Source organism: Roseobacter denitrificans OCh 114 (assembly GCF_000014045.1).
In the GTDB taxonomy this organism is placed as follows: domain Bacteria; phylum Pseudomonadota; class Alphaproteobacteria; order Rhodobacterales; family Rhodobacteraceae; genus Roseobacter; species Roseobacter denitrificans.
In genome coordinates this window covers 108,687-131,855 of sequence record NC_008209.1, presented here as the reverse complement: position 1 = coordinate 131,855, position 23,169 = coordinate 108,687, and the positions used below count along the sequence as shown (strand labels likewise).

25 protein-coding genes are annotated in these 23,169 nt (G+C 61.0%); 18 read left to right on the top strand and 7 right to left on the bottom strand.

The features are described 5' to 3' along the window. Positions 1–20: 20 nt before the first annotated feature. The 9 genes from puhA to RD1_RS00570 all read left to right on the top strand — a co-directional run bounded on the left by puhA (position 21) and on the right by RD1_RS00570 (position 6,373). A complete protein-coding gene (gene puhA, locus RD1_RS00610) occupies positions 21–788 on the top strand; it encodes a photosynthetic reaction center subunit H (protein ID WP_011566490.1) in 768 nt (255 codons plus the stop codon). A gap of 87 nt (positions 789–875) precedes the next feature. Continuing rightward, positions 876–1,514, top strand: a complete 639-nt coding sequence (gene puhB / locus RD1_RS00605) for a photosynthetic complex putative assembly protein PuhB (protein ID WP_011566489.1) — start codon at positions 876–878, stop codon at positions 1,512–1,514. Positions 1,515–1,519: 5 nt separating this feature from the next. After that, positions 1,520–1,987 carry a photosynthetic complex assembly protein PuhC gene (puhC, locus tag RD1_RS00600; protein WP_011566488.1) on the top strand — a complete coding sequence of 156 codons (468 nt, stop codon included), beginning with the start codon at positions 1,520–1,522 and terminating at the stop codon, positions 1,985–1,987. 20 nt (positions 1,988–2,007) lie between these two features. Beyond that, positions 2,008–2,304, top strand: coding sequence for a hypothetical protein (locus RD1_RS00595; RefSeq protein WP_011566487.1), 297 nt, complete (start codon positions 2,008–2,010; stop codon positions 2,302–2,304). Beyond that, positions 2,301–3,416, top strand: coding sequence for a magnesium-protoporphyrin IX monomethyl ester (oxidative) cyclase (acsF, locus tag RD1_RS00590; protein ID WP_044032854.1), 1,116 nt, complete (start codon positions 2,301–2,303; stop codon positions 3,414–3,416). Before RD1_RS00595 ends, acsF begins: the two co-directional genes overlap by 4 nt. Before the next feature lies 1 nt (position 3,417). Further along, on the top strand, positions 3,418–4,239 hold the full coding sequence (gene puhE, locus RD1_RS00585; protein WP_011566485.1) for a putative photosynthetic complex assembly protein PuhE: 822 nt from the start codon (positions 3,418–3,420) through the stop codon (positions 4,237–4,239). Next, a complete protein-coding gene (hemA, locus tag RD1_RS00580; protein WP_011566484.1) occupies positions 4,229–5,443 on the top strand; it encodes a 5-aminolevulinate synthase in 1,215 nt (404 codons plus the stop codon). The genes puhE and hemA overlap by 11 nt, the downstream gene beginning before the upstream one ends. Positions 5,444–5,516: 73 nt before the next feature. Further along, entirely contained in the window at positions 5,517–5,936 is a 420-nt protein-coding gene (locus tag RD1_RS00575; RefSeq protein WP_011566483.1) for a cytochrome c551, read from the top strand. Between the two features lie 203 nt (positions 5,937–6,139). Further along, entirely contained in the window at positions 6,140–6,373 is a 234-nt protein-coding gene (locus tag RD1_RS00570) for a hypothetical protein (RefSeq protein ID WP_011566482.1), read from the top strand. A gap of 155 nt (positions 6,374–6,528) precedes the next feature. Here the strand turns inward: RD1_RS00570 and bchO are convergent, their stop codons facing one another. From bchO to crtA, 4 genes are read right to left on the bottom strand one after another with little or no spacing between them, the layout of a single operon-like run. Further along, positions 6,529–7,401: an alpha/beta fold hydrolase BchO gene (gene bchO / locus RD1_RS00565; RefSeq protein WP_011566481.1), complete on the bottom strand. Its 873-nt coding sequence runs from the start codon at positions 7,399–7,401 to the stop codon at positions 6,529–6,531. Continuing rightward, on the bottom strand, positions 7,402–9,060 hold the full coding sequence (locus RD1_RS00560; RefSeq protein WP_011566480.1) for a magnesium chelatase subunit D: 1,659 nt from the start codon (positions 9,058–9,060) through the stop codon (positions 7,402–7,404). Then, positions 9,057–10,061, bottom strand: a complete 1,005-nt coding sequence (gene bchI / locus RD1_RS00555; protein WP_011566479.1) for a magnesium chelatase ATPase subunit I — start codon at positions 10,059–10,061, stop codon at positions 9,057–9,059. Before bchI ends, RD1_RS00560 begins: the two co-directional genes overlap by 4 nt. Continuing rightward, on the bottom strand, positions 10,058–10,774 hold the full coding sequence (crtA, locus tag RD1_RS00550; protein ID WP_011566478.1) for a spheroidene monooxygenase: 717 nt from the start codon (positions 10,772–10,774) through the stop codon (positions 10,058–10,060). Before crtA ends, bchI begins: the two co-directional genes overlap by 4 nt. A gap of 105 nt (positions 10,775–10,879) precedes the next feature. Here crtA and RD1_RS00545 point away from each other — a divergent pair, with 105 nt between their 5' ends. From RD1_RS00545 to RD1_RS00535, 3 genes are read left to right on the top strand one after another with little or no spacing between them, the layout of a single operon-like run. Further along, positions 10,880–12,427, top strand: a complete 1,548-nt coding sequence (locus RD1_RS00545) for a phytoene desaturase (RefSeq protein ID WP_011566477.1) — start codon at positions 10,880–10,882, stop codon at positions 12,425–12,427. Continuing rightward, positions 12,424–13,443 (top strand): 15-cis-phytoene synthase, encoded by a 1,020-nt coding sequence (gene crtB / locus RD1_RS00540; protein WP_011566476.1) that lies wholly within the window; start codon positions 12,424–12,426, stop codon positions 13,441–13,443. The genes RD1_RS00545 and crtB overlap by 4 nt, the downstream gene beginning before the upstream one ends. A gap of 23 nt (positions 13,444–13,466) precedes the next feature. Then, entirely contained in the window at positions 13,467–13,949 is a 483-nt protein-coding gene (locus RD1_RS00535) for a tryptophan-rich sensory protein TspO (protein WP_011566475.1), read from the top strand. Positions 13,950–13,968: 19 nt separating this feature from the next. On the opposite strand, the gene RD1_RS00530 is transcribed toward RD1_RS00535, so the two are convergent. The 3 genes from RD1_RS00530 to crtD all read right to left on the bottom strand — a co-directional run bounded on the left by RD1_RS00530 (position 13,969) and on the right by crtD (position 17,244). Further along, the gene (locus RD1_RS00530) at positions 13,969–14,691 is read right to left on the bottom strand and encodes an outer membrane beta-barrel protein (protein WP_011566474.1); all 723 of its coding nucleotides are present in this window, start codon (positions 14,689–14,691) and stop codon (positions 13,969–13,971) included. 133 nt (positions 14,692–14,824) lie between these two features. Beyond that, complete coding sequence (gene crtC, locus RD1_RS00525) at positions 14,825–15,697, bottom strand: carotenoid 1,2-hydratase (protein ID WP_044033291.1); 873 nt, start codon at positions 15,695–15,697, stop codon at positions 14,825–14,827. After that, complete coding sequence (gene crtD / locus RD1_RS00520; protein ID WP_011566472.1) at positions 15,694–17,244, bottom strand: 1-hydroxycarotenoid 3,4-desaturase CrtD; 1,551 nt, start codon at positions 17,242–17,244, stop codon at positions 15,694–15,696. Before crtD ends, crtC begins: the two co-directional genes overlap by 4 nt. A 93-nt stretch (positions 17,245–17,337) precedes the next feature. Here crtD and RD1_RS00515 point away from each other — a divergent pair, with 93 nt between their 5' ends. The 6 genes from RD1_RS00515 (at position 17,338) to bchY (ending at position 23,140) form a co-directional block, all read left to right on the top strand. After that, positions 17,338–18,222, top strand: a complete 885-nt coding sequence (locus tag RD1_RS00515) for a polyprenyl synthetase family protein (protein ID WP_011566471.1) — start codon at positions 17,338–17,340, stop codon at positions 18,220–18,222. Positions 18,223–18,235: 13 nt separating this feature from the next. After that, positions 18,236–19,342, top strand: a complete 1,107-nt coding sequence (locus RD1_RS00510) for a methyltransferase (RefSeq protein ID WP_011566470.1) — start codon at positions 18,236–18,238, stop codon at positions 19,340–19,342. A 127-nt stretch (positions 19,343–19,469) separates the two neighbouring features. Next, entirely contained in the window at positions 19,470–20,411 is a 942-nt protein-coding gene (gene bchC / locus RD1_RS00505; RefSeq protein ID WP_011566469.1) for a chlorophyll synthesis pathway protein BchC, read from the top strand. After that, complete coding sequence (locus tag RD1_RS00500) at positions 20,408–21,412, top strand: chlorophyllide a reductase iron protein subunit X (protein ID WP_011566468.1); 1,005 nt, start codon at positions 20,408–20,410, stop codon at positions 21,410–21,412. Before bchC ends, RD1_RS00500 begins: the two co-directional genes overlap by 4 nt. Then, positions 21,399–21,572, top strand: coding sequence for a hypothetical protein (locus RD1_RS21095; RefSeq protein ID WP_171960010.1), 174 nt, complete (start codon positions 21,399–21,401; stop codon positions 21,570–21,572). The genes RD1_RS00500 and RD1_RS21095 overlap by 14 nt, the downstream gene beginning before the upstream one ends. Continuing rightward, complete coding sequence (gene bchY, locus RD1_RS00495; RefSeq protein WP_044032853.1) at positions 21,569–23,140, top strand: chlorophyllide a reductase subunit Y; 1,572 nt, start codon at positions 21,569–21,571, stop codon at positions 23,138–23,140. Before RD1_RS21095 ends, bchY begins: the two co-directional genes overlap by 4 nt. Positions 23,141–23,169: the final 29 nt, after the last annotated feature.

Genomic DNA, 23,169 nt, shown 5'->3' with positions numbered 1-23,169 from the left:
CCGTTTCAGGAGGAAACGACATGACTGCAGCGTTCTTTGGCGAATTCGATCTGGCGAGCTTGTCTCTCTGGCTCTTCTATATCTTCTTTGCTGGCCTCATCATCTATATCCAGCGCGAAAACATGCGCGAAGGCTACCCGCTCGAAGACGATGAGGGCAACCCTTCATCCAACCCCAGCATGTGGCCCGTGCCCTCGGACAAGACCTTCAAACTGCCCCACGGGCGCGGTGAGGTTACCGTGCCAAGCGGGCAGACACCGGAACGTGCCGACATCGCGCTGAAACGCACCGGACCCGGCAATGGCTTTCCGCTGGAACCCACGGGCGATCCGATGCTGGATGGTGTTGGTCCGGCCTCCTGGGCGCCGCGCCGCGACGCGCCGGAACTGGACGGTCACGGGCATCCCAAAATCGTGCCCATGTCCGCCGCTGAAGGCTTTATCGTCTCCGCCGGGCGTGACCCGCGTGGCCTGCCCGTGATGTCAGGTGACAAGGAAATCGTCGGCAAGATTACCGATATGTGGATTGATGAACCGGAACAGCTGGTCCGTTTCCTTGAGTTCGAACTGGAAGGCAAATGGGGTTCAGGCACCCGTCTGGTGCCGATGACATTCGCCAACATCAAGTCGAACCGCGTCAACATCGCGGCGCTTTACGGCGAACACTTTGCCAATGTGCCGACGATTGCCTCACCACGTCAGATCACCCTGCTCGAGGAAGACAAGATCGCGGGCTACTACGGGGGCGGCAAGCTCTATGCCGGCACCCGTCAGGAACCCAAACTCTGACGAACCCACCGCCACGCGCGCCCCTGCGGGACCATTACCCCGCCGGGGCGCACCCAAGTCAAAACCACAACCAAGGAGATACTCGCCATGTCTCATGACGATTTTGAAATAGAGCCCGTTGAGGGGCTCCCCGCCAAGCCCCCCAAGGGCGAGAATATCCTCTGGCAAGGCCGTCCCGATTGGTGGCGTCTCGCGGTGGAATCTCTGAACGTGAAATGGGTCGCGGGGTACTTCATCCTGCTGGCTCTCTGGCGGTTCGTCTCACAACTGGATCTTTTGCCATTGGGTCAGGCAATCGGTGCGGCAGTGCCCTTTCTGCTACTGGGCCTTGTGACCTGTGGCATGCTGACACTGGTGGCCGTCGCCCAGGCGCGCGCCACCGTCTACACCGTCACCGATGCGCGTGTCGCCATGCGCATCGGCGCGGCCCTGAATGTGACCCTGAACATCCCCTACACCCAGGTCGGCAATGCGATGCTGGATCTGCGCCCGGGCAAAACAGGCACGATCGCGCTTGAAACCATCGGTGAAACACGCCTGTCCTACCTGACCTGCTGGCCGCATGTGCGCCCCTGGCATTTCCGCGAAGCACAGCCTGCCCTGCGCTGCATCCCGGATGCGGAGCGTGTCGCGCGGCTGCTGTCGGAGGCCGCAGAGGCGCGCGTCTCTGTCCCCACTGTCACCCGTGCCCGGCCCCAAGCGGCCCAGGCCGTCGCAGCGGAGTAAAGCAGATGGCCACACACACCCAACCCCGTATCCACGCCAAGGAAGAAGACCTCGTCCCGCGCATCATGGTGCGCATCATGTTCGGACTGGTCCTGACCATTCTGGGCATCGTCACTGTCGCGACCCTGACCGGCCGTGCGCCCGACAGCCAGCCGCCCGTGGGTGCCCTGCTGAGCGAGCGCGCGATTTATCTGTCCGGGGATGCCTCGGGTGCTGCGCGTGTGCTCGATGAACACGGCACGCTGCTGGCCGATTTCACGCCGCAGAACGGCGGGTTCGTCGCCGGAATTGAACGCGTGATCGCCCGCGAACGCGGCAAGAGCGGTATCGACATGTCGGCACCCATTCTTCTACAATTACGGGAAGGCAACCGCCTTTCGATCACGGACCCCGTCACCGGATGGTCAGCCGAGCTTATGGGCTTTGGCGCCACCAACTCCCGCACCTTCGCCAGGTTGCTGGACAAACCCTAACCCAGAAAGGAAGCCACCTCATGGGACTACTGACAAAGGATTTCGAGCGTGCCCCCTGCACAGTTGAAATCAGCCACAAATTCGAAAGCCTGCATGCGCATGTGCGATTCAACAACGGGGCCGTGATCTACCCCGGCGACGAAGTGCAGGTCCATGGCGGCGAAATCATGGCCCCCTTCGGAGAAGTGATCTCTGAAGACCGCGAAGCCACGATCATCCGCGCCAGCAAGCTCGAACGCCTCTGGACCCGGCTCACCGGCGATTTCGAGGTCATGGAGCTTTGCGAATTTTCATTCTCTGAGGAGGTCAAGCTGTGAACGCCCCAGTTAAACACACATCCGAAATCACCGACGCCGAAGAAAGCCTGAAGCTGCAGGAAGCGCAATCCGTCGTGGACAGCGAAAGCGCCACCGAAGTCGCGATGCAGAACACGCTGCTGACGCCGCGCTTTTACACCACCGACTTTGATGAACTGGACGCGATTGATGTGTCCTCGGTACGCGAGGACTGGGACAAGCTGATCGCGCAGATGGTGTCCGACCCCAACAAGGGCCACTTCAAAAAGAATGAAGACTGGGACCATGTTGACTGGGAAAACATGGAGCCGACGCTGAAAAAGGAATTCCTCGATTTCCTGATCAGCTCCTGCACGGCTGAATTCTCGGGCTGCGTGCTCTACAAAGAGATGAAGCGCCGCGGCAACAACAAGGACATCACGCAGCTGTTCCAGCTGATGGCGAGGGATGAGGCCCGCCATGCCGGTTTTATCAACGACGCTCTGCGCGAAGCAGGCGTTGCCGTGAACCTCGGGTTTCTGACGCAGAAGAAGAAATACACCTACTTCCGCCCCAAGTTCATCTATTACGCCACGTATCTCAGCGAAAAGATCGGATATGCGCGCTACATCACGATTTTCCGCCATCTGGAAAAGCATCCCGAGCACCGCTTCCATCCGATCTTCAAGTGGTTCGAGGAATGGTGCAACGATGAATTCAGCCACGGCGAAGCCTTTGCCCTGCTGATGAAAACCGACCCCAAACTGACCAGCGGCAAGAACGTGCTCTGGATCAAGTTCTTCCTCACGGCGGTTTATTCCACGATGTATGTGCGCGATCACCAGCGCCCGGCCTTTCACAAGGCCCTTGGCGTGGACCCGGATTGGTACGCCCATGAGGTCTTTACCAAGACTTCCGAGCTGACCAAGCAGATCTATCCGATCACGCTGGACATCGAACACCCCCGCTGGCAGCGCGGCCTTGAGAAAATGCAAAAAGCCAACGCGGATCTCGCCGAGGCCACGCAGAACGGCAAGTTCTTTGCCAAGATCGGGGCACAGGCCCGTGCGGTCAGTGCGTTCATCTCGCTGATCACGATCCCGGCGAAAAAGCACAAGGTCCCAACCGAGACCCTCATGCGGCCTGCCTACTGAAATGAGCATCTGGTCCGCCTCCCTTCTTGCCCTCTTTGTGTGGTGGTTTTCCACCGGCGCGATCCTGTGGGTGGTCAAGGTGGCGGACCGTAGAGGCGGCAATGCAGGCACGCTTGCCACGCTCTGGGGCCTGCCCATGCTGGCCCTCGGGATATTCGGGTTCTGGAGCACTCTGGACGATATGTCGGCACAGGGCGCGGTTCTGGCGTTCCTCTCCGCACTGGCGATCTGGGGCTGGATCGAACTGGCGTTCCTGACGGGCGTCATCACCGGCCCAAACACCTACCCCCTGCCACCGAACACACCCGAATGGGAACGCTTCATCCGCGCCTGGGGCACATTGGCCTATCACGAAATGCTGCTGGTATTCACGCTGATCAGCATGTTTCTGGTGGAATGGAACATGATGGCGGGCAATAAATTCGCCACATGGACCTTTGCGGTGCTGTTTTTCGCCCGTATCTCGGCAAAACTGAACCTGTTCTGGGGTGTGCCTCGGATCAACGTGGATTTTCTGCCGAACGCGCTTGCGCATCTTGCGACCTACTTCCGGATCAGACCGCTCAACTGGTTGTTTCCGATCTCCGTTTCTGCCCTGACCTTCGCCGCCGCCTGCTGGCTGGAGCGGATGCACGGGGCCGAGACCCAAGGCCAGATCATCGGCTTTGCCCTGCTGAGCGTCATCACGGCGCTCGCACTTCTTGAACACTGGGTGATGGTTTTGCCGATCCCGGACGAAAAGCTCTGGCGGTGGATGTTACCCGCCCCAAAGCAGCCAACACCAAAAGCAACGACACTAAAAGGGGGACATCATGGACTTTGATGCACTGTTCCAAGCGCAGCTGGATACACTCAAAGAAGATGGCAACTATCGTATCTTCGCGGAACTTGAACGGCAGGCCGGGAAATTCCCGCAAGCCAAATGCCATAACGAAGACAGCCCCGATCAAGTGACCGTCTGGTGTTCCAATGACTACCTCGGCATGGGGCAACACCCCACCGTGATCAACGCCATGAAAGGCGCCATCGACGCCTACGGCGCAGGTGCCGGTGGCACGCGCAACATCTCGGGCACCAACCACGCCCACAAGCTGCTCGAAGCCGAACTCGCTGATCTGCACCACAAGGATGACGCGCTGCTCTTTACCTCCGGCTATGTCTCCAACTGGGCGGCCCTGTCCACGCTGGGCAGCCGCCTGCACGATGCGGTGATCCTGTCGGACGAATTGAACCATGCCTCCATGATCGAAGGCATCCGCCATTCGCGCGCCAACAAGGTTTTGTGGAAACATAACGATCCCGAAGACCTCGACCGCAAGCTTTCCGCCCTGCCTGCCAATTGCCCCAAGATCGTCGCCTTTGAATCGGTCTATTCCATGGATGGCGACATCTGCCCCATGAAAGAGATCGTGGAAGTGGCCGAAAAGCATGGTGCCATGACCTATCTTGATGAGGTCCACGCTGTTGGCCTTTATGGACCCCGCGGCGGTGGCATCTCGGAACGCGAGGGGTTGCAGGACCGCATCACCCTGATCGAAGGCACGCTGGGCAAAGCCTACGGCGTCGTGGGCGGCTATATCACCGGCTCAGAGGCGATGTGCGACTTCATCCGCTCCTTTGCCTCCGGCTTCATCTTTACGACCGCCCTGCCTCCGGCGGTTGCCACTGCGGCGCAGGCGTCGATCCGCCACCTCAAGCAATCGGATCAGGAACGCAAACTGCAACAGGAGCGTGTGGCATATCTGCGCAAGCGTCTGGACATGGAAGGCATCCCGCATCTGGAAAACCCCAGCCATATCATTCCGGTCATGATCGGTGATCCGGTGAAATGCCGCATGATCGCGGATTACCTGATGCAGCAATACGGGATTTACGTGCAGCCCATCAACTATCCCACCGTTCCCAAAGGCACGGAACGGCTGCGCTTCACGCCGGGGCCGCTGCACAGCATCGAGGATATCGAACATCTGGTGCTGGCGCTCAAGGAACTGTGGAAACAATGCGCCATTTCACATGCCGTCGCGTAATATTGCTGGGTTGTGAGTGTTGACTCTTGCCCGTAAGTCCTAGGATGTATGGCCAGCAACCTAGGAGATAACGATGACACGAACTTTAGCAGTAGTACTCGCAATGACATTCTCGGCAGCTCCGGTATTCGCCGAAGGTGACATCGAAGCAGGTGAAAAAGCATTCAACAAATGCAAGTCCTGCCACCAGATCGTTTCCGACGCCGGCGAAGAAATCGTGAAGGGCGGCCGGACCGGCCCGAACCTCTATGGGGTCTTGGGTCGTCAGGCGGGCACTGCGGACTTCAGATACGGCGACGACCTTGTTGCCGCCGGTGAAGCCGGCTTGGTCTGGGATGCGGACAACTTTGTGGAATACGTCACCGATCCGCGTGCGTTCCTGCGCGCCTATCTGGACGATTCCAAAGCGAAATCCAAAATGGCATATAAGCTGAGAAGCGGCGGCGAAGACATCGCGGCCTACCTCGCATCGGTGTCCGGCAGCTCAAGCTGATAGCCGACAAACTGAACCGAAGACGCCGTCCTATCGCGGGGCGGCGTTTTTGTTTTGGCAGACCCCGCACGAAGCAGGCTTCCAGCGGAAAACGCCGCTCGCCTTGTGCGCCAGCCGGGACCGACATGCCCCGTCAAATAGCCGTTGCCTTCCCCAACCGTTCAGCGACAATATACGCCCGACATTGAAAAGCAGGCCACCGGATGGACAATCGAAAACTCACGTCTCTCTTCGAAATCACGGGGTCTTTGTCTGCGATGGTCTATGCCGTGCTGATCGCCTCGAATACGGGCAACGAAATCCTTGGGTTTTCACTGTTGCTGATCTCCGCCAGTCTCTTTGCAGCCTGGGCGGTGATCGACCGGCGCTGGACCTTCCTGATGCTGCAAGCCTTCTACGGTGGCTCCGCGATCCTCGGTCTCGTGCGCTGGGGGTGACCACGCGCCTGAAGCGTTTCGAGTTCATCCTGCATCACCTGTTCGCGGCCTCTCTTTTTCGATATTCCTTGACGCCAAACACCGGCATCACCCACCGCTTCCCGGGGGCAAGGACATCAACGCGTGAGGTGGTACATGATGTGTCTGGTTTTTCGTCAGGCGCCATGATCGGACAGAAAGGCGAGGATGAGCCGGGCGATCTCTTCCGGGGCTTCTTCATGGGCGAGATGGCCGAGGTGTTCCAGATGGATGACGCGGGCATTTTGCAGTTTTTGGGCGGCCTTGTCCGACACGCTGGGCGGTACGGTGGCGTCCTTGTCCCCGACAATGAACAGCGTTTGGGCGGGAATGGTCGGTAAGTCGCGCAGCAAATCATCAAGGGACCATTGCGCCATCATCATCAGGGTGGCATCCGCGTGGTTCCTGTTGCTGATCAACCGTTGGTAATAAGATAGCCCCTGCGCGTCCAGTTCAGAGCCTGTGCTGCGTATGAGAGCCGCAATGCGCGCCGGTGAACTGGTTGCAGATGCAAAGATCTGCGCGGTGAACGGAACCGCGGCCAAGAGTTTTGCCAGAACGGGGAACAGGACCCCGGCGAGCCCTTTGAAGTTGTCCAAGGCAGGGTTGATACCGATGACCCTGGGGGTCTGTTCCTGCGGTGAAAAAACACGTTCGGACAGGCGCAAGGCAAGCGCCCCGCCTGCCGAGTGGCCGATGATGGCCACAGGCTGCCAACCCTCCTGCGCACATAACGCCACGATATCCTCGGTTGTCGACGCGAGGCCCGAACGGTGACGCGCACCCAGTTGCGTATATCCCTGTCCCGGCAGGTCAATGGCCACCACATGGTGGTTTTTGCTCAATGCGGTCGCGAGATCGCGAAACGAATGGGTGCTGCCGCCTGCACCGTGCAAGAGCAAAACCGTCGGCCCTGCCCCGAATTCCTGAACATGCCATCTGTGCGGATGGCAGAAAACCTGTCGTGAATGATCAGCGTGCGGCCAGTCTTTGGGCGGCGGCCAGCGCATCTAGGCGTCCAGTGCTGCGTTGACGGCCCCGGTAAGCCGCTCTGCATCGGCGCGGGGCAGAGCAAGATATGGCGCGCCAAGCCGCGCGGACAAAGCCCTGAGCGGCTCTTGCGGGCGTTTGGACATGTCAATCACCAATGCGGCGATGTTCTGGGTCTGAATGATTTGAGCCATCTGTTCTGAGTCGGCTTGTGCTGCCGTGCGATCCGGCGTGCCGTCCAATGCGATGTTGGCACGGCCGTCCGTCAGAACGACGACCGTCGGGGTCAGCCCTTTCGAGCGGCTTTGCTGCGCGAGCAGAGCGGCCTGTTGCAGGCCAGCGGCCAGCGGGGTGCCGCCGCCGCCGGGCAGGCTGGCCAGACGGCGCTTTGTTTGCACCAGTGATCGCGTGGGTGGCAACAGCAACTCGGCCCCCTCACCGCGAAAGGCCACAAGGGCCACGTGATCGCGGGCGGCATAGGCTTGTGCCAGCAGCAATTCGACAGCGCCCTTGGCTTCGTTCAGGCGCGACATGGCGGCAGAGCCGGAGGCATCAACCGTGAATATCAGCAGCCGGTCCGATTGCTCCTGATACCGTTTGAGGCGGATGTCCGAAGGGCGGATGTGCAGGCCGGTTCGTGTCGGGACAGCCCGTTGGCGCAGCGGTTGCCACGGGGCGGCAGCACGCAAAGTCGCCACCAGATCAATGCGGGCGCGCCCGTCAAGCCGCCCGGGTCGGGAGGGCAGAGGGCGACCCCGGCGGTTGCCTTTGCGTTTTTGCCCGGCCCCCGCGCCACTTGCCCCGCGCGATGTCCCCGCAGGGGCAAGACCCGCCAGCAGGTCGGGCGGCAACAAGGCTTTGACGGCTTCGACCAGCATGTCGCCTTCGGGCAGGGACAGGGTATCGCTGTCGCCTGCCGCGTCATCCTCGGGCGAATCTTCGGGCGGGGCGGGGGGATCTTCGGCGGCGTCGGGTTCTTGCGGAAGCCGCGTGGCGCGGTGTGGATAGGTCAGTTCGGCAGCCACATTGAGATCGCTGTCCGTCACCTTGTCGCGTCCGTTCAGCGCCGCATGCGCCCGCGCCACACGCAGCGCCAGCAAAGGCGCGCGCAAACTGTCGATGCCGAAAACCGCCGCGATCTCGGCAAGGGTTTGGATATCGCCTGCGCTCACTGTCACGTGGCGGGGGTCAAGCGCCGATGTTCCTGCGGGGGCAGGTTGCCACCCCTCCGGCATACGGCCTTCGGGTTCGATGTGCAGCGCAAGCCGGTCGGCAAGGGCAGGGGGTGCGTGCTCATCCGCTTCGGCACCTTCATCAAGCGCGATCAGCATATGGCCGGCATCCCTGTCGAGGATCTGTGCCAGCTTTGCGGCCAGCCCGGTGCCGCACCGCTCTGCCATCACCAGCAGGGCATTGGTTTTATCGTCAAAGAATGACGTGTTTTCAACAAGGTGCGAGCTTTCCAGCGTTGCGGCAAGGTCGAGGCCGCCAAACAGCTGGTCGTCGCTGATGGTGGGATGAATCTTGCGCAGTTTCAGCCCGCGCAGCGCGGCAAGAACGTGATCCCGCGCCGGACTGGCGCGCATCCGAATGACGGCACCACCGAGGTCCGCGTTTTCAACCGTCAAAAGCCGGAGCGCAAGGGCCGCGCGATCCCAGCTGTCGGACTCATGGCTCACCCCAGAACCTCGGCGACGATGCGGGCGACGCGCGCACCTGATCCGGCCTCGTCCAGCGGGTCGCGCCGCAAGCGGTGTGACAGGGCGGAGGGGGCGATATCGCGCAGATGGGCACGGGACAGAACCTTATCGCCCTGATAGGCCGCAAGTGCGCGCGCGGTGCGCAAGAGCGTCAACTCGCCCCGCAAACCGTCGGAGCCAAGCGCGATGCACAGGGCGGCGCAGTCATGCAAAATATCGTCCGGCGTTTTGATTTTCGCCAGCCGTTTGCGGGCCTTGAGGATCGTGTCGCGCACCTTGGTGTCTTCGGCGCTGTAATGGGCCATGAAAGCGTCGAAATCGCTCTCAAAGGCGTCGCGGCGCTTGATGACTTCGACCCGCTCAGCCACGTCATTGGGGGAGCGCACCTCGACGGACAGGCCAAAGCGGTCCAGCAGTTGGGGGCGCAGTTCGCCTTCCTCGGGGTTGCCGGAACCGACCAGCACAAAACGGGCAGGGTGGCGGATCGAGAGGCCCTCGCGTTCGACCACGTTTTCACCGGATTGCGCCACATCGAGCAGCAGATCGACGATATGATCCTCCAGCAGGTTGACCTCGTCGATATAGAGGTATCCGCGATTGGCACGCGCCAGCAGGCCGGGTTCAAAGGCCTTTTCGCCGCGTGTCAGGGCGCGTTCAATGTCCAGCGCGCCGACCACGCGATCCTCGGTGGCTCCGAGGGGCAGGTCAATCACAGGGGTGGGGCGCGAAACCAGTTTTTTCGAGCCTAACTCCGCCCATTCGGGGCAATCTGCGGCCCTTGATGAATTCACCGGGCAGCTTTCGACGGCGCGAATTGGCGGCAACAGGGCCGCAAGCGCACGCACGGCCGTGGATTTCCCGGTGCCGCGGTCACCAAAGACCAGCACGCCGCCGATACCGGGGTCCACGGCGGTGAGCACCATGGCCTGTTTCATTTCGCGCTGACCAACGATGGCGGAGAAAGGGAAGGGGGTCTTCATGCATGTAATTCCAATTTTTCAAGAGGGCTTGCGCCCTCCCAGGAGCCTGTATCGCCCAATATGGCGAAACGGGCGTAGAGTTCTTCGGCAAACCAGTCTTCGTCGCGCACTGCCCGGATGGCGGCGGCATGGGGTCCGTTCATACGGGCAAAGGCGGCCATCGCATTGGCGTCCGGCCAGAGCGAAAAGGTGACCTGATGCAGCAGTGGCACCTCTCCGATGCCGATCTTGAAGGCGACGTTCTCATCGCTGCCGATCATCTGGCTGATGTCGGGCACGCGTCGCCAGAACTTGAGCGCAAGGGAGGGTTTGACAGTGGCGCGGGTCAAGGCGGCAAGCGGACCCGTGATTTTCTGACCCGTCGGGTGGAACGGCGTGTCCCCGGACCAAACCCCGCGCACTGAGGCGGTTTCAAGGAAAATCGTCCAGCTTTCCGATGCTTTGCGGTGGTATTTGGCAAAGATCGGGGCAGTGTCAATTTGCTGGCGGGCCGTTTGCTCATCCGGCCAAGTGGCGAGGATTGCGAACACGGCGGTGTTGGGCAGGGGGGTGAAACCCTCACCGCTGCCCGATCCGCAGAGTTTCCAGAAACCGATTCCCGGAACCGATGGCAGGGACAGGCGCGCCCGCCCCATCATGTAAAGCGCCCAAATTCGGGCAGGAATCCGCGAAAAGCGGAAAAAGCTAATGCTTACAACGGGTCTTTCGGTCATTTCGCGCACGGGTTCTTTCGTGAGTGTCAACTTAGTCTGACACCAATTTGCGCAAAATGGAAGATCACAATTGTCAAGTCAACTAGACACATCTACTGTGGTTCCATGATGACACGTATTGAGACTATCGAATCTGTAGAGACCGGCGATCGCGCGGGTGCGCGTGCGATCGTCATTGGTGCGGGCCTCGGCGGTCTGGCGGCGGCGATGCGCCTTGGCGCCAAGGGCTACCGCGTTACGGTGATCGACAAGCTGGATGTTCCCGGCGGGCGTGGTTCCGCGATCTGGCAGGACGGGCACCGCTTTGATCTGGGTCCGACGATTGTCACGGTGCCGCAGCTTTATCGTGAATTATGGCAAGCCTGTGGGCGTGATTTCGACGCGGATGTGACGCTGAAGCCGCTCGATCCGTTTTACGAAATTCGCTGGCCGGATGGCACGAAATTTGTCGCCCAACAGGATACTGAAAAGCTGCGGGCTGAAGTGGCCAAGCTGGCGCCGGGTGATCTGGCGGGGTTCGACAAGTTTCTGGTGGATAGCTCGAAACGCTATTGGTTCGGGTTCGAAGACCTTGGCCGACGCTCCATGCACAAGCTGTGGGATCTGGTGAAGGTGCTGCCGACCTTTGCGCTGCTGCGCGCGGATAAATCGGTCTATGCCCATGCCGCAAGCCGGGTGAAGGACGAAAAGCTGCGCATGGCGCTGAGCTTTCATCCGCTGTTCATCGGTGGCGATCCGCTGCATGTGACGTCGATGTATATCCTCGTGGCCTACCTCGAAAAGGAATTCGGGGTGCATTACGCCATGGGCGGTCTGGCCGGTATGGCGCAGGCGATGGGGCGCGTGATCGAGGATCAGGGCGGTACGCTTTTGATGAACACGCAAGCGGATGAGATCGTGGTGCGCGATGGCACCGTCACCGGCGTCAGGCTGGAAAGCGGGCTGGAAATGGGCGCGGATGTGGTGGTGTCAAACGCGGATGCGGGCCACACCTATACGCGGCTGATGCGCAACCACAAAAAGAAACGCTGGACGCCTGCCAAGCTAAAAAAGACGCGTTATTCCATGAGCTTGTTCGTATGGTACTTCGGGACGAAGGGTACGCGCGGGGATTGGAAGGATGTGGGGCATCACACGATCCTGAACGGACCGCGCTATGCCGGATTGCTCAAGGATATCTTTATCAAGGGCAAGCTGTGTGACGACATGAGCCTCTATGTGCACCGCCCTTCGGTCACCGATCCGAGCGTTGCGCCTGAGGGCGATGATACGTTCTATGTCCTGAGCCCCGTGCCGCATCTGGGGCATGACAATGGGGTCGATTGGGCCGTGGAAGAGCCCAAGTACAAGGCCAAGATGCTGAAAGTTCTGGAAGACCAGTTGCTGCCCGGTTTGACTGCCAAGATCAGCACCGAGGTCGTCTTTACCCCCGAGACCTTCCGCGACCGTTACCTCAGCCCTCTGGGGGCAGGGTTCTCGATTGAGCCGCGCATCCTGCAAAGCGCGTGGTTCCGCCCGCATAATGTCTCGGAAGAGGCTAAGGGGCTCTATCTGGTGGGCGCGGGCACGCATCCCGGCGCAGGGGTGCCGGGCGTGATTTCGACCGCTGAGGTGCTGGGCAAACTGGTGCCTGATGCGGAGACAGTGAAATGATTGCGCCCGCGGATATGGAGCACTGCCGCGAGGCGATCCGTCATGGGTCCTTGTCCTTTCATGCGGCGTCCAAATTGCTGCCCGCGCATGTGCGCGACCCGGCCTTGGCGCTTTATGCGTTCTGCCGTCTGGCGGATGATGAGGTCGATCTGAAACAGGACAAGGTCGCGTCGGTTTTGCGGCTGCGGGATCGGCTGGATCAGGTCTATGCCGGGCGGCCGAAAGATGCGCCGACGGATCGTGCTTTTGCGGCCATCGTGGAGGAATTCGAGATGCCCCGCGCGCTGCCTGATGCCTTGCTCGAAGGGCTGGCATGGGACGCGGCAGAGCGTCGGTATGATACCCTGTCGGGCGTCAAAGACTATTCCGCGCGGGTGGCCTCGGCCGTTGGGGCGATGATGTGCGTATTGATGCGGGTGCGCGATGCGGATGCTCTGGCGCGGGCCTGTGATCTGGGCGTCGCCATGCAGTTGACCAATATTGCCCGCGATGTGGGCGAGGACGCGCTGGAGCGGCGTATCTACCTGCCGCTGGAGTGGCTGGAGGATGCCGGGATAGAGGTCGAAGTATTCTTTGCCGATCCCAGGGCCACGAAGGCGGTGCGGGGCATGGTCAAGCGGCTGGTGATGGAGGCCAACCGGCTCTACATGCGCTCCGAAGCGGGCGTTGGCGCGTTGCCGCGTGGGTGTCGTCCGGGGATTTATGGCGCGCGGTTCATCTATGCCGGTATTGGCGGTCAACTGACGCGCATGGGATACGATTCCATTTCCGCGCGGGCGCGCACGAATAAATGGCAAAAGATCGGATGGCTCGGTCAATCCATGCTGTTGAGCGGGGCGAGCATGATCATGCCGAAATCGTCAGTGCTCTATGCGCGACCCTTGCCGGAAGTGCAGTTTCTGGTGGATGCGACAGCCATCGGTGCGCCGCAAAGATCGCGCAGTGATGCGCTGATGTCAGTGCTCTCGACGCTGGAGGCGCGCCGTCAGGCACAACGTGCCGAGTTGACAGGCTAGGCCGTAGTCTCTAGCTGTCAGCCATGTTCTGGCTCTTATTCAGTTTGTTTCTGGTCGCCTGCGTCGGCGCGGGCCTGACGGGTGGGTTGTTCCCGCCCGGTCCGTGGTATCGTAAACTGCAAAAGCCGTGGTTTACCCCGCCCGATTGGGTGTTCCCCGTTACATGGAGCGTGCTTTATGTCTGCATCGCTGTGGCGGGCGCACGGATCGCGATGGCTGAAAACAACGCGGTGGCGATGGCGTTCTGGACTTTGCAGATCGCGTTCAACGGGCTGTGGACGCCGGTATTTTTCGGGATCAGGAACATCCGACTGGGCATGGCGGTTGTTTGCATGCTCTGGGTTATCGTGCTTGGCGGGATCATCGTGATGTGGCCGGTGGATCAGATCGCAGCGCTCTTGTTCGTGCCCTATCTGATCTGGGTAACGATCGCGGCATCCCTCAATGCCGGCGTGTGGTGGCTGAACCCGGAAGTGGCGCGCAATCCGCCGCATGTAGCGACCTGAGCGCGGCAACGGACGCTGGTCAGAACCTGTAGGAAACGCCCAACACCGGGCCTGATTGCTCAAGCCGGAAGTCATCATCGTCGTTGTCCACGTTCAGATACCGATACCCGGCGCGCGCCGTCCAGTTTTCTGCGAATTCATAGTCGAAAGTAACCGTGAACTGATAGGTCTCACGATCGTTGACGAAATTGCCGTAATCGGCAGAGATCGTGGTGCTCCATGTATCTGACAACTCGAAACGCCCCATCGCTGCGACAATCGGGTCGGTCCAGCTGTTGTCGTCGCCGACCGTCGTTCCGGGCTGGGTGCCGGGGCGCAGCCGCAAGGTTGTATCGGTGTTGAAATACCTGAAGCCGCCCCCGAGATGGAATGAATACGATGAGGCGTCGCGCATCTTGTAAAGGGCCAATGCGTTGAAAACGGTGGTCTTGGAGGACGTATCGAGGCGCGAAAACGCATCACCCGGTGTGCTGTTTTCAAAGCCGAGGTTGAAATACATCAGATCCGCGATGAACGTCCACTGACCATTGCTGGCAGTAAACGCGCCCATCCCGGCAAACTCCAGATTATCGAGCGCATCGGAGAAGCTGAGTTCGCCCTCGATCCCGCCGACATTCAGCGTCGTCTCTGCAGCGAAAAGGTAAAACGACCCCTCGTAGGTCCACGCACCGCCCTGCGCGACCACGGGCCCTGCGGAGAGGGCCAGCAATCCTGCAAGGGTGCCGGTTTTGATATGATACAAATGCTGGTCCTCAGGCTTGGGTCGGATCGTTTCAAACGATCCAATACACCCTGAGTAGAAATATTATGTTAAGAGCGCAACCTGAGAGTTTCCAGCACTACCGAACGCCTGTCTTGCCCCGAAGGGCGGTCGGTCAGTCCCAGCTCCAGTTTTTCCGCCGCGGCACGCGCACGGCAAGCATGGGTTTCAAGAGCGGCGATCGGAACCGGGTCAGATCAAGCGCTTCGTGCACGCCGGTTGTTTCCTCGCCGTCGATCCTGGTGCGTACGGCAGAGCGGGAGTAAAACGGAGCGTCGAGCATGCTCATCACCTGATGGGGTTTGTAGCCTGCATCGCTGCGCGTTTCGCGTTTGACCGCCCAGAGCGTGCGGCGAAACCCGGTTTTCGGGGGCATCTCGATCTTGCGCGCGGTTCCGTCATGATCAAAGGCGAAGCCTGCCGACAGTTCCGTACCATCAAGACGCGTCGCGTCGTAGAAACAGGTGGCACCGCCCGAGGTCGGAAAGCGGCCCCATGTCCAGTAGCTGAAATCTTCTTCCAGCGCGCGGGACCCGAAATTCGCGTCGAAATAGCCCTCGCCCTGCCATTGCCAGCCGGGGCGGTCGATGTTGACGCTGATGCGTGCGCGGGGCGCGAAGGGGCGCCAGACGTGGGCGCCATCCGGGGTCAGGGGCAGTTCGACATTGGTGATGGCCGAAGGGGTGACGCGGATTTCGCCTCTGATGCGGTTGATCAGCGGCGGGCTGGACACCTCGTTGATTTCGATAACCAGATCATTGCCATCCCAGCGCATCATCGACGGACCAACCTGCAGCCGGGAGGCGGTCTGGCGCAGCGCGCTTTGCCCCCGGTCCGTCATGGTGAACCGTCCGCCGGGCCCGTAGGTGGCGACATTGATGCAGACGTGATCCTGCGGGCATTTGCGCCCCGACCAACGATACCACGGCGAAAACACCGATCCGATAAACCCGATGACGGAGACCGCGCGGCTGCCGCAATCGCTCAGCCCGTCGACATACCACCAGGCGTAGCCGTTGGGGCCGACAGCGACGTTGAAGTTTGGGCGCGCAAGATCGCCTCTGCCGCGTGCCGGGCGGAGAGTGTCGCCATCGGGACCCCCGCCCCCGGATGGGTGCCGCCCCCCGCGAGCCATAGTCCCGCAATCGGCGTCTGCGCTGTCGGGCGCTGGAGTGCCGCTGTCAGCCCGTGCGGCGTCTGGCCGTAAAGCGCGCCGAGCGTTTCGGGAAAGAGCATCGCGAAATCCTGCGGCGTCGTGAGCGTCTCTGTTGTCGGCATCGGCGTGAAAGTCACGCCCATATCCGCCATCCGTTGCATGATCTGCTGGTGCCATTTTTCAATCTCCTGTGGGGGAGTGTGTGTCTCTGTTGCGGGCGCGTTCGAGATCATCTCGAAACGCTCAAGGGTGGGGATGTCGGCGCCGTGACCTCGGTCTTCGGCACAGAGGTATAGCGTGGGATCCGCGGGCATGCGCCCTGCCATCAGCTCTTTGAACTCGCAATCCGGGTCCGCAGCAAAGAAGACGTTGTGATGGGTCAGATCACGTCCCTGCGGGGTCGCGGCAAAGCTGTGCACGCGGGCGGAGAAGGATCGGGGCAGTTTGACGGTCTGCGGGGCCACGACCCTGAGGTCTGCACCCATGCTGCCGGTGGCGAGCGCGCGCGGATCGCCCGCGTAAAGGATCGCCTCGGCTTCCAAAAGATAGGTGCCGTCGATTTCTACGCCCACGGCGCGCCCGCCCACTGTTTTGATGCGGTCCACATGGGTGTTGTAGCGGATGTCGACACCTGCGTGTCGCGCCAGTTTGGCGATGGCGTGGGCCAGTTTGTGCATGCCTCCTTCGACGACCCAGACGCCTGCGGCCTCTGCCTGCCAGATCAGCGACAGGATCGCCGGGCTGAGGTGGGGCGCACCGCCCACATAGGTGGCATAGCGGCCAAATAGCTGCGCAAGCCTCGGGTCGCTGAAGGCGCGGCCCAGCGATGTTTTCAACGTCGACAGCGGGGCCATGGCGGCAATCAACTGCGGTTGCTTGAGCACATGCGGGACAAGGTCGCGCATCCTTGGGTTGGGGGCCTGCATCATCGGCGCATCAAAGGCATCGAACAGCTGTTGGGTGCGTCGGTTGAATTGCATGAACTCATCGGCGGATGTGTTGCCCGCAAAGGCGGCGATGGCATCGCGGCTCAAGAGCGGGTCTGCGTGCAGGTCCAGCTTGCTGCCGTCGGGCCAGAAATGCCGCGCGAGGATGCTTTGTGGCACAAGCGTCACATGGTCCTTGAGCCGCGTGCCCGCGCAGGCAAACAGATCGTCAAAAACATGACGCATCGTCAAAACGGTGGGGCCGGCATCGACGGGTCCGGCGGCGCTGCTCAGGGTTCTGATCTTGCCGCCGGGATGATTGTGCCGTTCCAGCAAGGTGACCTGCATGCCGCTGGTCGCCAGACGCAAAGCGGCGGCAAGACCCGCGATGCCTGCACCAATCACAATAGCACGTGGCCGGTCGGGAATGAGGGGGGCGGTTGAAACATGCATAAGGGATTGTTGACTCGAATGGCGAAAGTGTCCAGTATGATTTACACTTGAGTGTCGGAAAATACTGACACTTGCGCTCGAAAGGACATCCATATGGGCATGAATTCGCGAATTGAAGCCGCCATTGCGCAAGCTGTCGCCGTTGGGCAGGGCCGGGGGGCTGTGCCGCAACGGTTGTCCTCCGCGCTTGGGTATGCGACCGCCCCGGGCGGTGCACGGATCCGGCCAACGATTCTAACCTCCGTCGCGCTGGCCTGTGGCGATGACCAGCCCAAGCTGACGGATGCGGCGGCCTCTGCGCTGGAACTGATCCACTGTGCGAGCCTCGTGCATGACGATTTGCCTTGCTTTGATGACGCGGATACGCGCCGCGGCAAACCCTCGGTGCACAAAGCCTATTCCGAGCCTTTGGCGGTGCTGACCGGGGACAGCCTGATCGTGCTCGCTTTTGAAATTCTGGCGCGGCAGTCGGGCCTTGCGCCCGACCGCGTGGCGCAGATGATTCTCATCCTGTCGCAACGTACCGGCATGCCGGGCGGTATCTGTGCGGGGCAGGGTTGGGAGAGCGAGGCAGAGATTGACCTTTCCGCCTATCATCAGGCCAAGACCGGCGCGCTGTTCATTGCGGCGACGCAAATGGGGGCGGTCGCTGCCGGTCAGGAGGCTGAGCCGTGGTTTGAACTGGGCGCGCGCATCGGGGAGGCCTTTCAGGTCGCCGATGATCTGCGCGATGCGCTTTATGATGCCGACACATTGGGCAAGCCTGTGGGTCAGGATGATTTACATGGGCGACCCAATGCGGTGACGCTGCTTGGTGTGCAGGGGGCGATTTCGCGGCTCAAGGATATTCTGGGCGGGGCCATTGCCTCGATCCCGTCCTGCCGGGGCGAGGCGCAGCTGGCCGATATGGTGCGCAGATATGCAGAGCGTCTGACGCCTGTGGCTCCGAATGTTGCGGCCTCGCGCAGCAATGTCTGACACGATCCACGACATGCCCGAGTGGCGCGGCGGTTGGCTGAACCGTCTGGTGGCCCGGCCGGGTTTTCAAAGCTGGGCCAGCCGATTTCTCCTGACACGCGGGCAGGCACGCCGTGATGGTGCGATCCTCTTCGACGTGGTGCAGGGGTTTGTACAAAGCCAGGTCCTGATGGCCGTGGTCGAGCTTGACCTGTTGCGTCGTCTGCGCGGTGGGCCGCAATCGGCGGAAATGCTGGGGCGCGCAACCGCGATCCCGCCCGAACGTATGCAGGTCTTGTTGCAGGCGGCAGCCGCGTTGAAGCTGCTCAAGCGGACGCGGAGCGGGCAATATGGTCTGGCGCGCAAGGGCGCGGCCCTGATGGGCGTGCCGGGGTTGGAGGCGATGATTCGTCATCACCGGGCGTTTTACACCGACCTGAAAGATCCCGTTGATCTGTTGCGCGGGCCGGAGCGCACGGAGCTTTCCGAATTCTGGCCCTACGTCTTCGGCGCGCGCGGCGAGATCGACCCGCAGGTGGCCGAGGCCTATTCCGACCTGATGGCGCAGAGCCAGCTTTTGGTGGCGCAGGATACGCTGCGCACGGTGTCGCTGAAAGGTGTGCAGCATCTGCTGGACATCGGTGGGGGCACGGGCGCGTTTTTGAAGGCGGTGGGGGATGCCTATCCCAATCTGAAAATGACCCTCTTTGACTTGCCGCAGGTCACACCCGGCGCCACGGCGCGGTTTGAGCAGGCGGGCATGATGGACCGTGTCACTCTGCACCCCGGTTCGTTCCGCGATGACCTCTTGCCGGATGGGGCAGATGCGATTTCGCTGATCCGGGTCCTCTATGATCATGCCGATGACACGGTGGCAACGCTGCTGGAGGACGTCTTTGACGCGCTGCCCGATGGCGGGCGGCTCATCATCTCCGAGCCTATGGGTGGCGGTGCGCAGCCGGATCGGGCGGGGGATGTGTATTTCGCCTTTTACACAATGGCGATGCAGACAGGGCGCACACGGTCCGCCGAAGAGATCACAGCGCTGTGTCAGGCGGCTGGTTTTACCGACATCCGCTGCCCGCGCCCGGCGCGCAATTACGTGACGCGGGTGATCTCGGCACGCAAGCCAAATCAATGATGTAAAATGTGTCAATTATAGTTGACACACTGACATGTAAGTTTAAACTGACATGTAACGAAGCCAGAATCTGTGAGTCTTGCTGGACAGTATTTGCCCCAGGACTCAGCCGGAAGGAGCCAAACCCGTGGACACCACAGCCGTTCTACTGAAAGGTCCCAAAGACCTCGACGTTGACACCCTGCAGCTACACGTGCCGGGTGACGGGGATCTTGTGGTCGAGATTGAACACTCCGGTATTTCAACAGGCACCGAAAAGCTTTTCTGGTCCGGTGAGATGCCCCCCTTCCCCGGCATGGGGTATCCGCTTGTGCCCGGCTATGAAGCGGTGGGCGAGGTGGTTGAGGCTGACAGGGCCACGGGGTTCAAGGTTGGCGAACGTGTGTTTGTTCCCGGCGCGAATTGCTATGACGGTGCCTTTGGTCTGTTCGGCGGGGCAGCATCCCGTGTTGTTACCGCGTCGGATCGTGTGACCCGCATTGATGCGGGGCATGGTGCCAGCGGCGCGCTTCTGGCGTTGGCCGCGACAGCGCGCCATTCCATGGCGGGTCTGAACAAATCCGTTCCCGATCTGATCGTGGGCCACGGTGTGCTGGGCCGCTTGCTGGCGCGTCTGACGATTGCCGCCGGTGCGCCTGCGCCGATGGTCTGGGAAATTGACGAAAGCCGCCGCAAGGGTGCGCAGGGCTACGAGGTGATCGCGCCCGAAGATGATCCGCGCCGCGATTACACATCGGTCTATGATGCTTCCGGTTCGGTTGAGGTGCTCAACGATCTGGTGGGGCGTCTGGCCAAGGGCGGTGAAATCGTGCTCGCCGGCTTTTACACCACGGCGATCAGCTTTGCCTTTCCGCCTGCCTTTATGAAAGAAGCGCGGTTCCGCGTGGCGGCTGAGTGGACGCATGACGATCTTGCGGCGACGCGCGCGCTTGTCGAGGGCGGATCGCTGAGCCTCGAAAACCTAATCACACATCAGGCCAGCCACCTGAATGCGCGGGCAGCTTATGCTCAGGCATTCACGGATCCGGACTGCCTCAAGATGATATTGAACTGGAAGGACGTGGCATGAAAGATGAGGTTCCAAACCTGAAGGACTTCGACAAACGTCTGCGTGACGAAGCGCAGGCTGAGCCCACGCTGGAAGTCCCGCAAGGTGAGCCCGCATCCAAAACGCAGATCATCGCGATCTACGGCAAGGGTGGTATCGGCAAATCCTTCACGCTCGCCAACCTGAGCCACATGATGGCGGAGCAGGGCAAGCGCGTCCTGTTGATCGGCTGCGATCCGAAATCCGACACGACCTCGTTGCTTTTTGGCGGCAAGGCCTGCCCGACCATAATTGAAACCTCGACCCGCAAGAAGCTTGCCGGCGAAGAGGTCAAGATTGGGGATGTCTGCTTCAAGCGCGGCGGTGTCTTCGCGATGGAACTCGGCGGTCCCGAGGTGGGGCGCGGCTGCGGTGGTCGCGGCATCATCCACGGGTTTGAACTGCTGGAAAAGCTCGGCTTTCATGACTGGGATTTCGACTACGTCCTGCTGGATTTCCTCGGTGACGTGGTTTGCGGCGGCTTTGGTCTGCCCATCGCGCGCGACATGGCGCAAAAGGTGATCCTTGTTGCGTCGAATGATTTGCAGTCGCTTTATGTGGCGAACAACGTCTGCTCCGCCGTGGAATATTTCCGCAAGCTGGGTGGTAACGTCGGTGTAGCCGGGCTGGTGATCAACAAGGATGACGGCACCGGCGAGGCGGCAGCCTTTGCCGAAGCGGTCGACATCCCGGTGCTGGCCTCGATCCCGCAGGATGATGACCTGCGCAAGAAGTCCGCAAACTATCAGATCGTCGGCACGCAGGAGTCCCAGTGGGGCGATCTGTTTGCGATGCTTGGGGACAATGTCGCCGTGGCCCCTCCACAACGCCCCACGCCTCTGGATCAGGACGGTTTGCTTGGGCTTTTCGATGCCTCGGAAACAGGCGGCGATTACGTGCTTGTCCCGGCAACGGATGTGGACATGCGCGGCAAGAATGCCGAACCCAAACCATCGCTGGAGGTCGTCTATGACGATGCGTGAGCGATTTGAGAAATCACAGCGTGCCATCGCGCGGGGCCGTTTTCAGGCTACCGCCTCAGAGCAGATATTCGACGCCGCACAGAGTGCCATCGAAGAGACGCGGCAATTGCTGGAAGACCTGGCCCGCGGGCCTTTTACAAAAACGGAGCAGCCTGAGTGAAAAGTGAAGTCACATATGATGATGCCGCCGAGGTAGAGGTGATCAAGGGTCACCCGCACGGCGATGTATCCCGTGTGGCAAGCGACGCACCTGCCGATGCGATGGGCTGTCACTCCGGCGCGGATATGGCAGAGGCCGCACGCAACGCCGGCCAGTCTGAACTGCTGGACAAGTTCAAGGCCGACTATCCGGTTGGCCCGCATGACAAACCACAAAGCATGTGTCCGGCGTTCGGGTCCCTGCGGGTGGGTCTGCGGATGAAGCGGGTCGCGACCGTGCTGAGCGGGTCGGCGTGCTGCGTCTATGGTCTGACTTTCGTGTCGCATTTCTATGGCGCGCGCCGGTCGGTCGGCTATGTGCCGTTCAACTCGGAAAGCCTTGTGACGGGCAAGCTTTATGAAGATATCCGCGACTCGGTCCACGAGTTGGCGGACCCGGATCGCTATGATGCGATCGTGGTGACAAACCTTTGTGTGCCGACAGCCAGCGGTGTGCCGCTGCGTTTGTTGCCAAAGGAAATCAATGGTGTCCGGATCGTTGGAATCGACGTGCCCGGATTTGGGGTTCCCACACATGCAGAGGCCAAAGACGTTCTGGCCGGTGCCATGCTGAACTATGCCCGCGCCGAAGCGATGGCGGGGCCGGTGGCTGCACCCGTGGGTGGGAAATCTGCACGTCCAACCGTTGCCATGCTGGGGGAGATGTTCCCCGCCGACCCGATGATGATCGGGCAGATGCTGGCACCGATGGGGCTTGCAGCAGGACCGGTACTTCCTTGTCGGGAGTGGCGCGAGCTTTATGCAGCACTCGATTGTGCCGTGGTGGCCGCGATACATCCATTCTACGTGGATACGGTCCGTGAATTCAAAGCCGCCGGGCGACCCGTCGTGGGCTCTGCCCCGGTTGGCTATGACGGGACGGCCGCGTGGCTTAAGGCCATCGGTGAGACACATGGCGTCTCTGCCGAGGATATCGCAGCGGCGCAGAACGCTGTGTTGCCTGCGATCAGGGGCGCGCTTGGTGCAACACCGATCAACGGGACGATCACCTTGTCGGGCTATGAAGGGTCCGAACTGCTGGTTGCGCGTTTGCTGATCGAAAGCGGGGCGAATGTGCCTTATGTCGGCACCGCATGCGCCAATTCACCCTGGTCTGCGGATGACGCGGCATGGCTGGAAGCCAAGGGCGTCAAGGTGAAATACCGCGCTTCGCTCGAAGATGATTGCGCCGCCATGGAGGCGATCCAGCCTGACCTTGCCATCGGGACAACGCCTGTTGTGCAAAAGGCCAAGCAACTGGGCATTCCGGGCCTCTACTTTACCAACCTGATTTCCGCCCGGCCCCTGATGGGTGTTGCCGGTGCGGGATCGCTGGCGACCGTGATCAATGCGGCCATCGGCAACAAAGAGCGCATGGCACATATGCAGGAATTCTTTGAAGGTGTGGGTGCGGGCGATACCGCCGGTGTCTGGGAAGGCGCGCCAAACCTGCGCCCCGATTTCCGCGCGCAGCACCAGAAAAAGCTCGACAAACTGGCGCGTGCCGCCAAAGCGCAGGAGATGATTTAGTGCGTGTTTATGACCATAAACGCGCACAG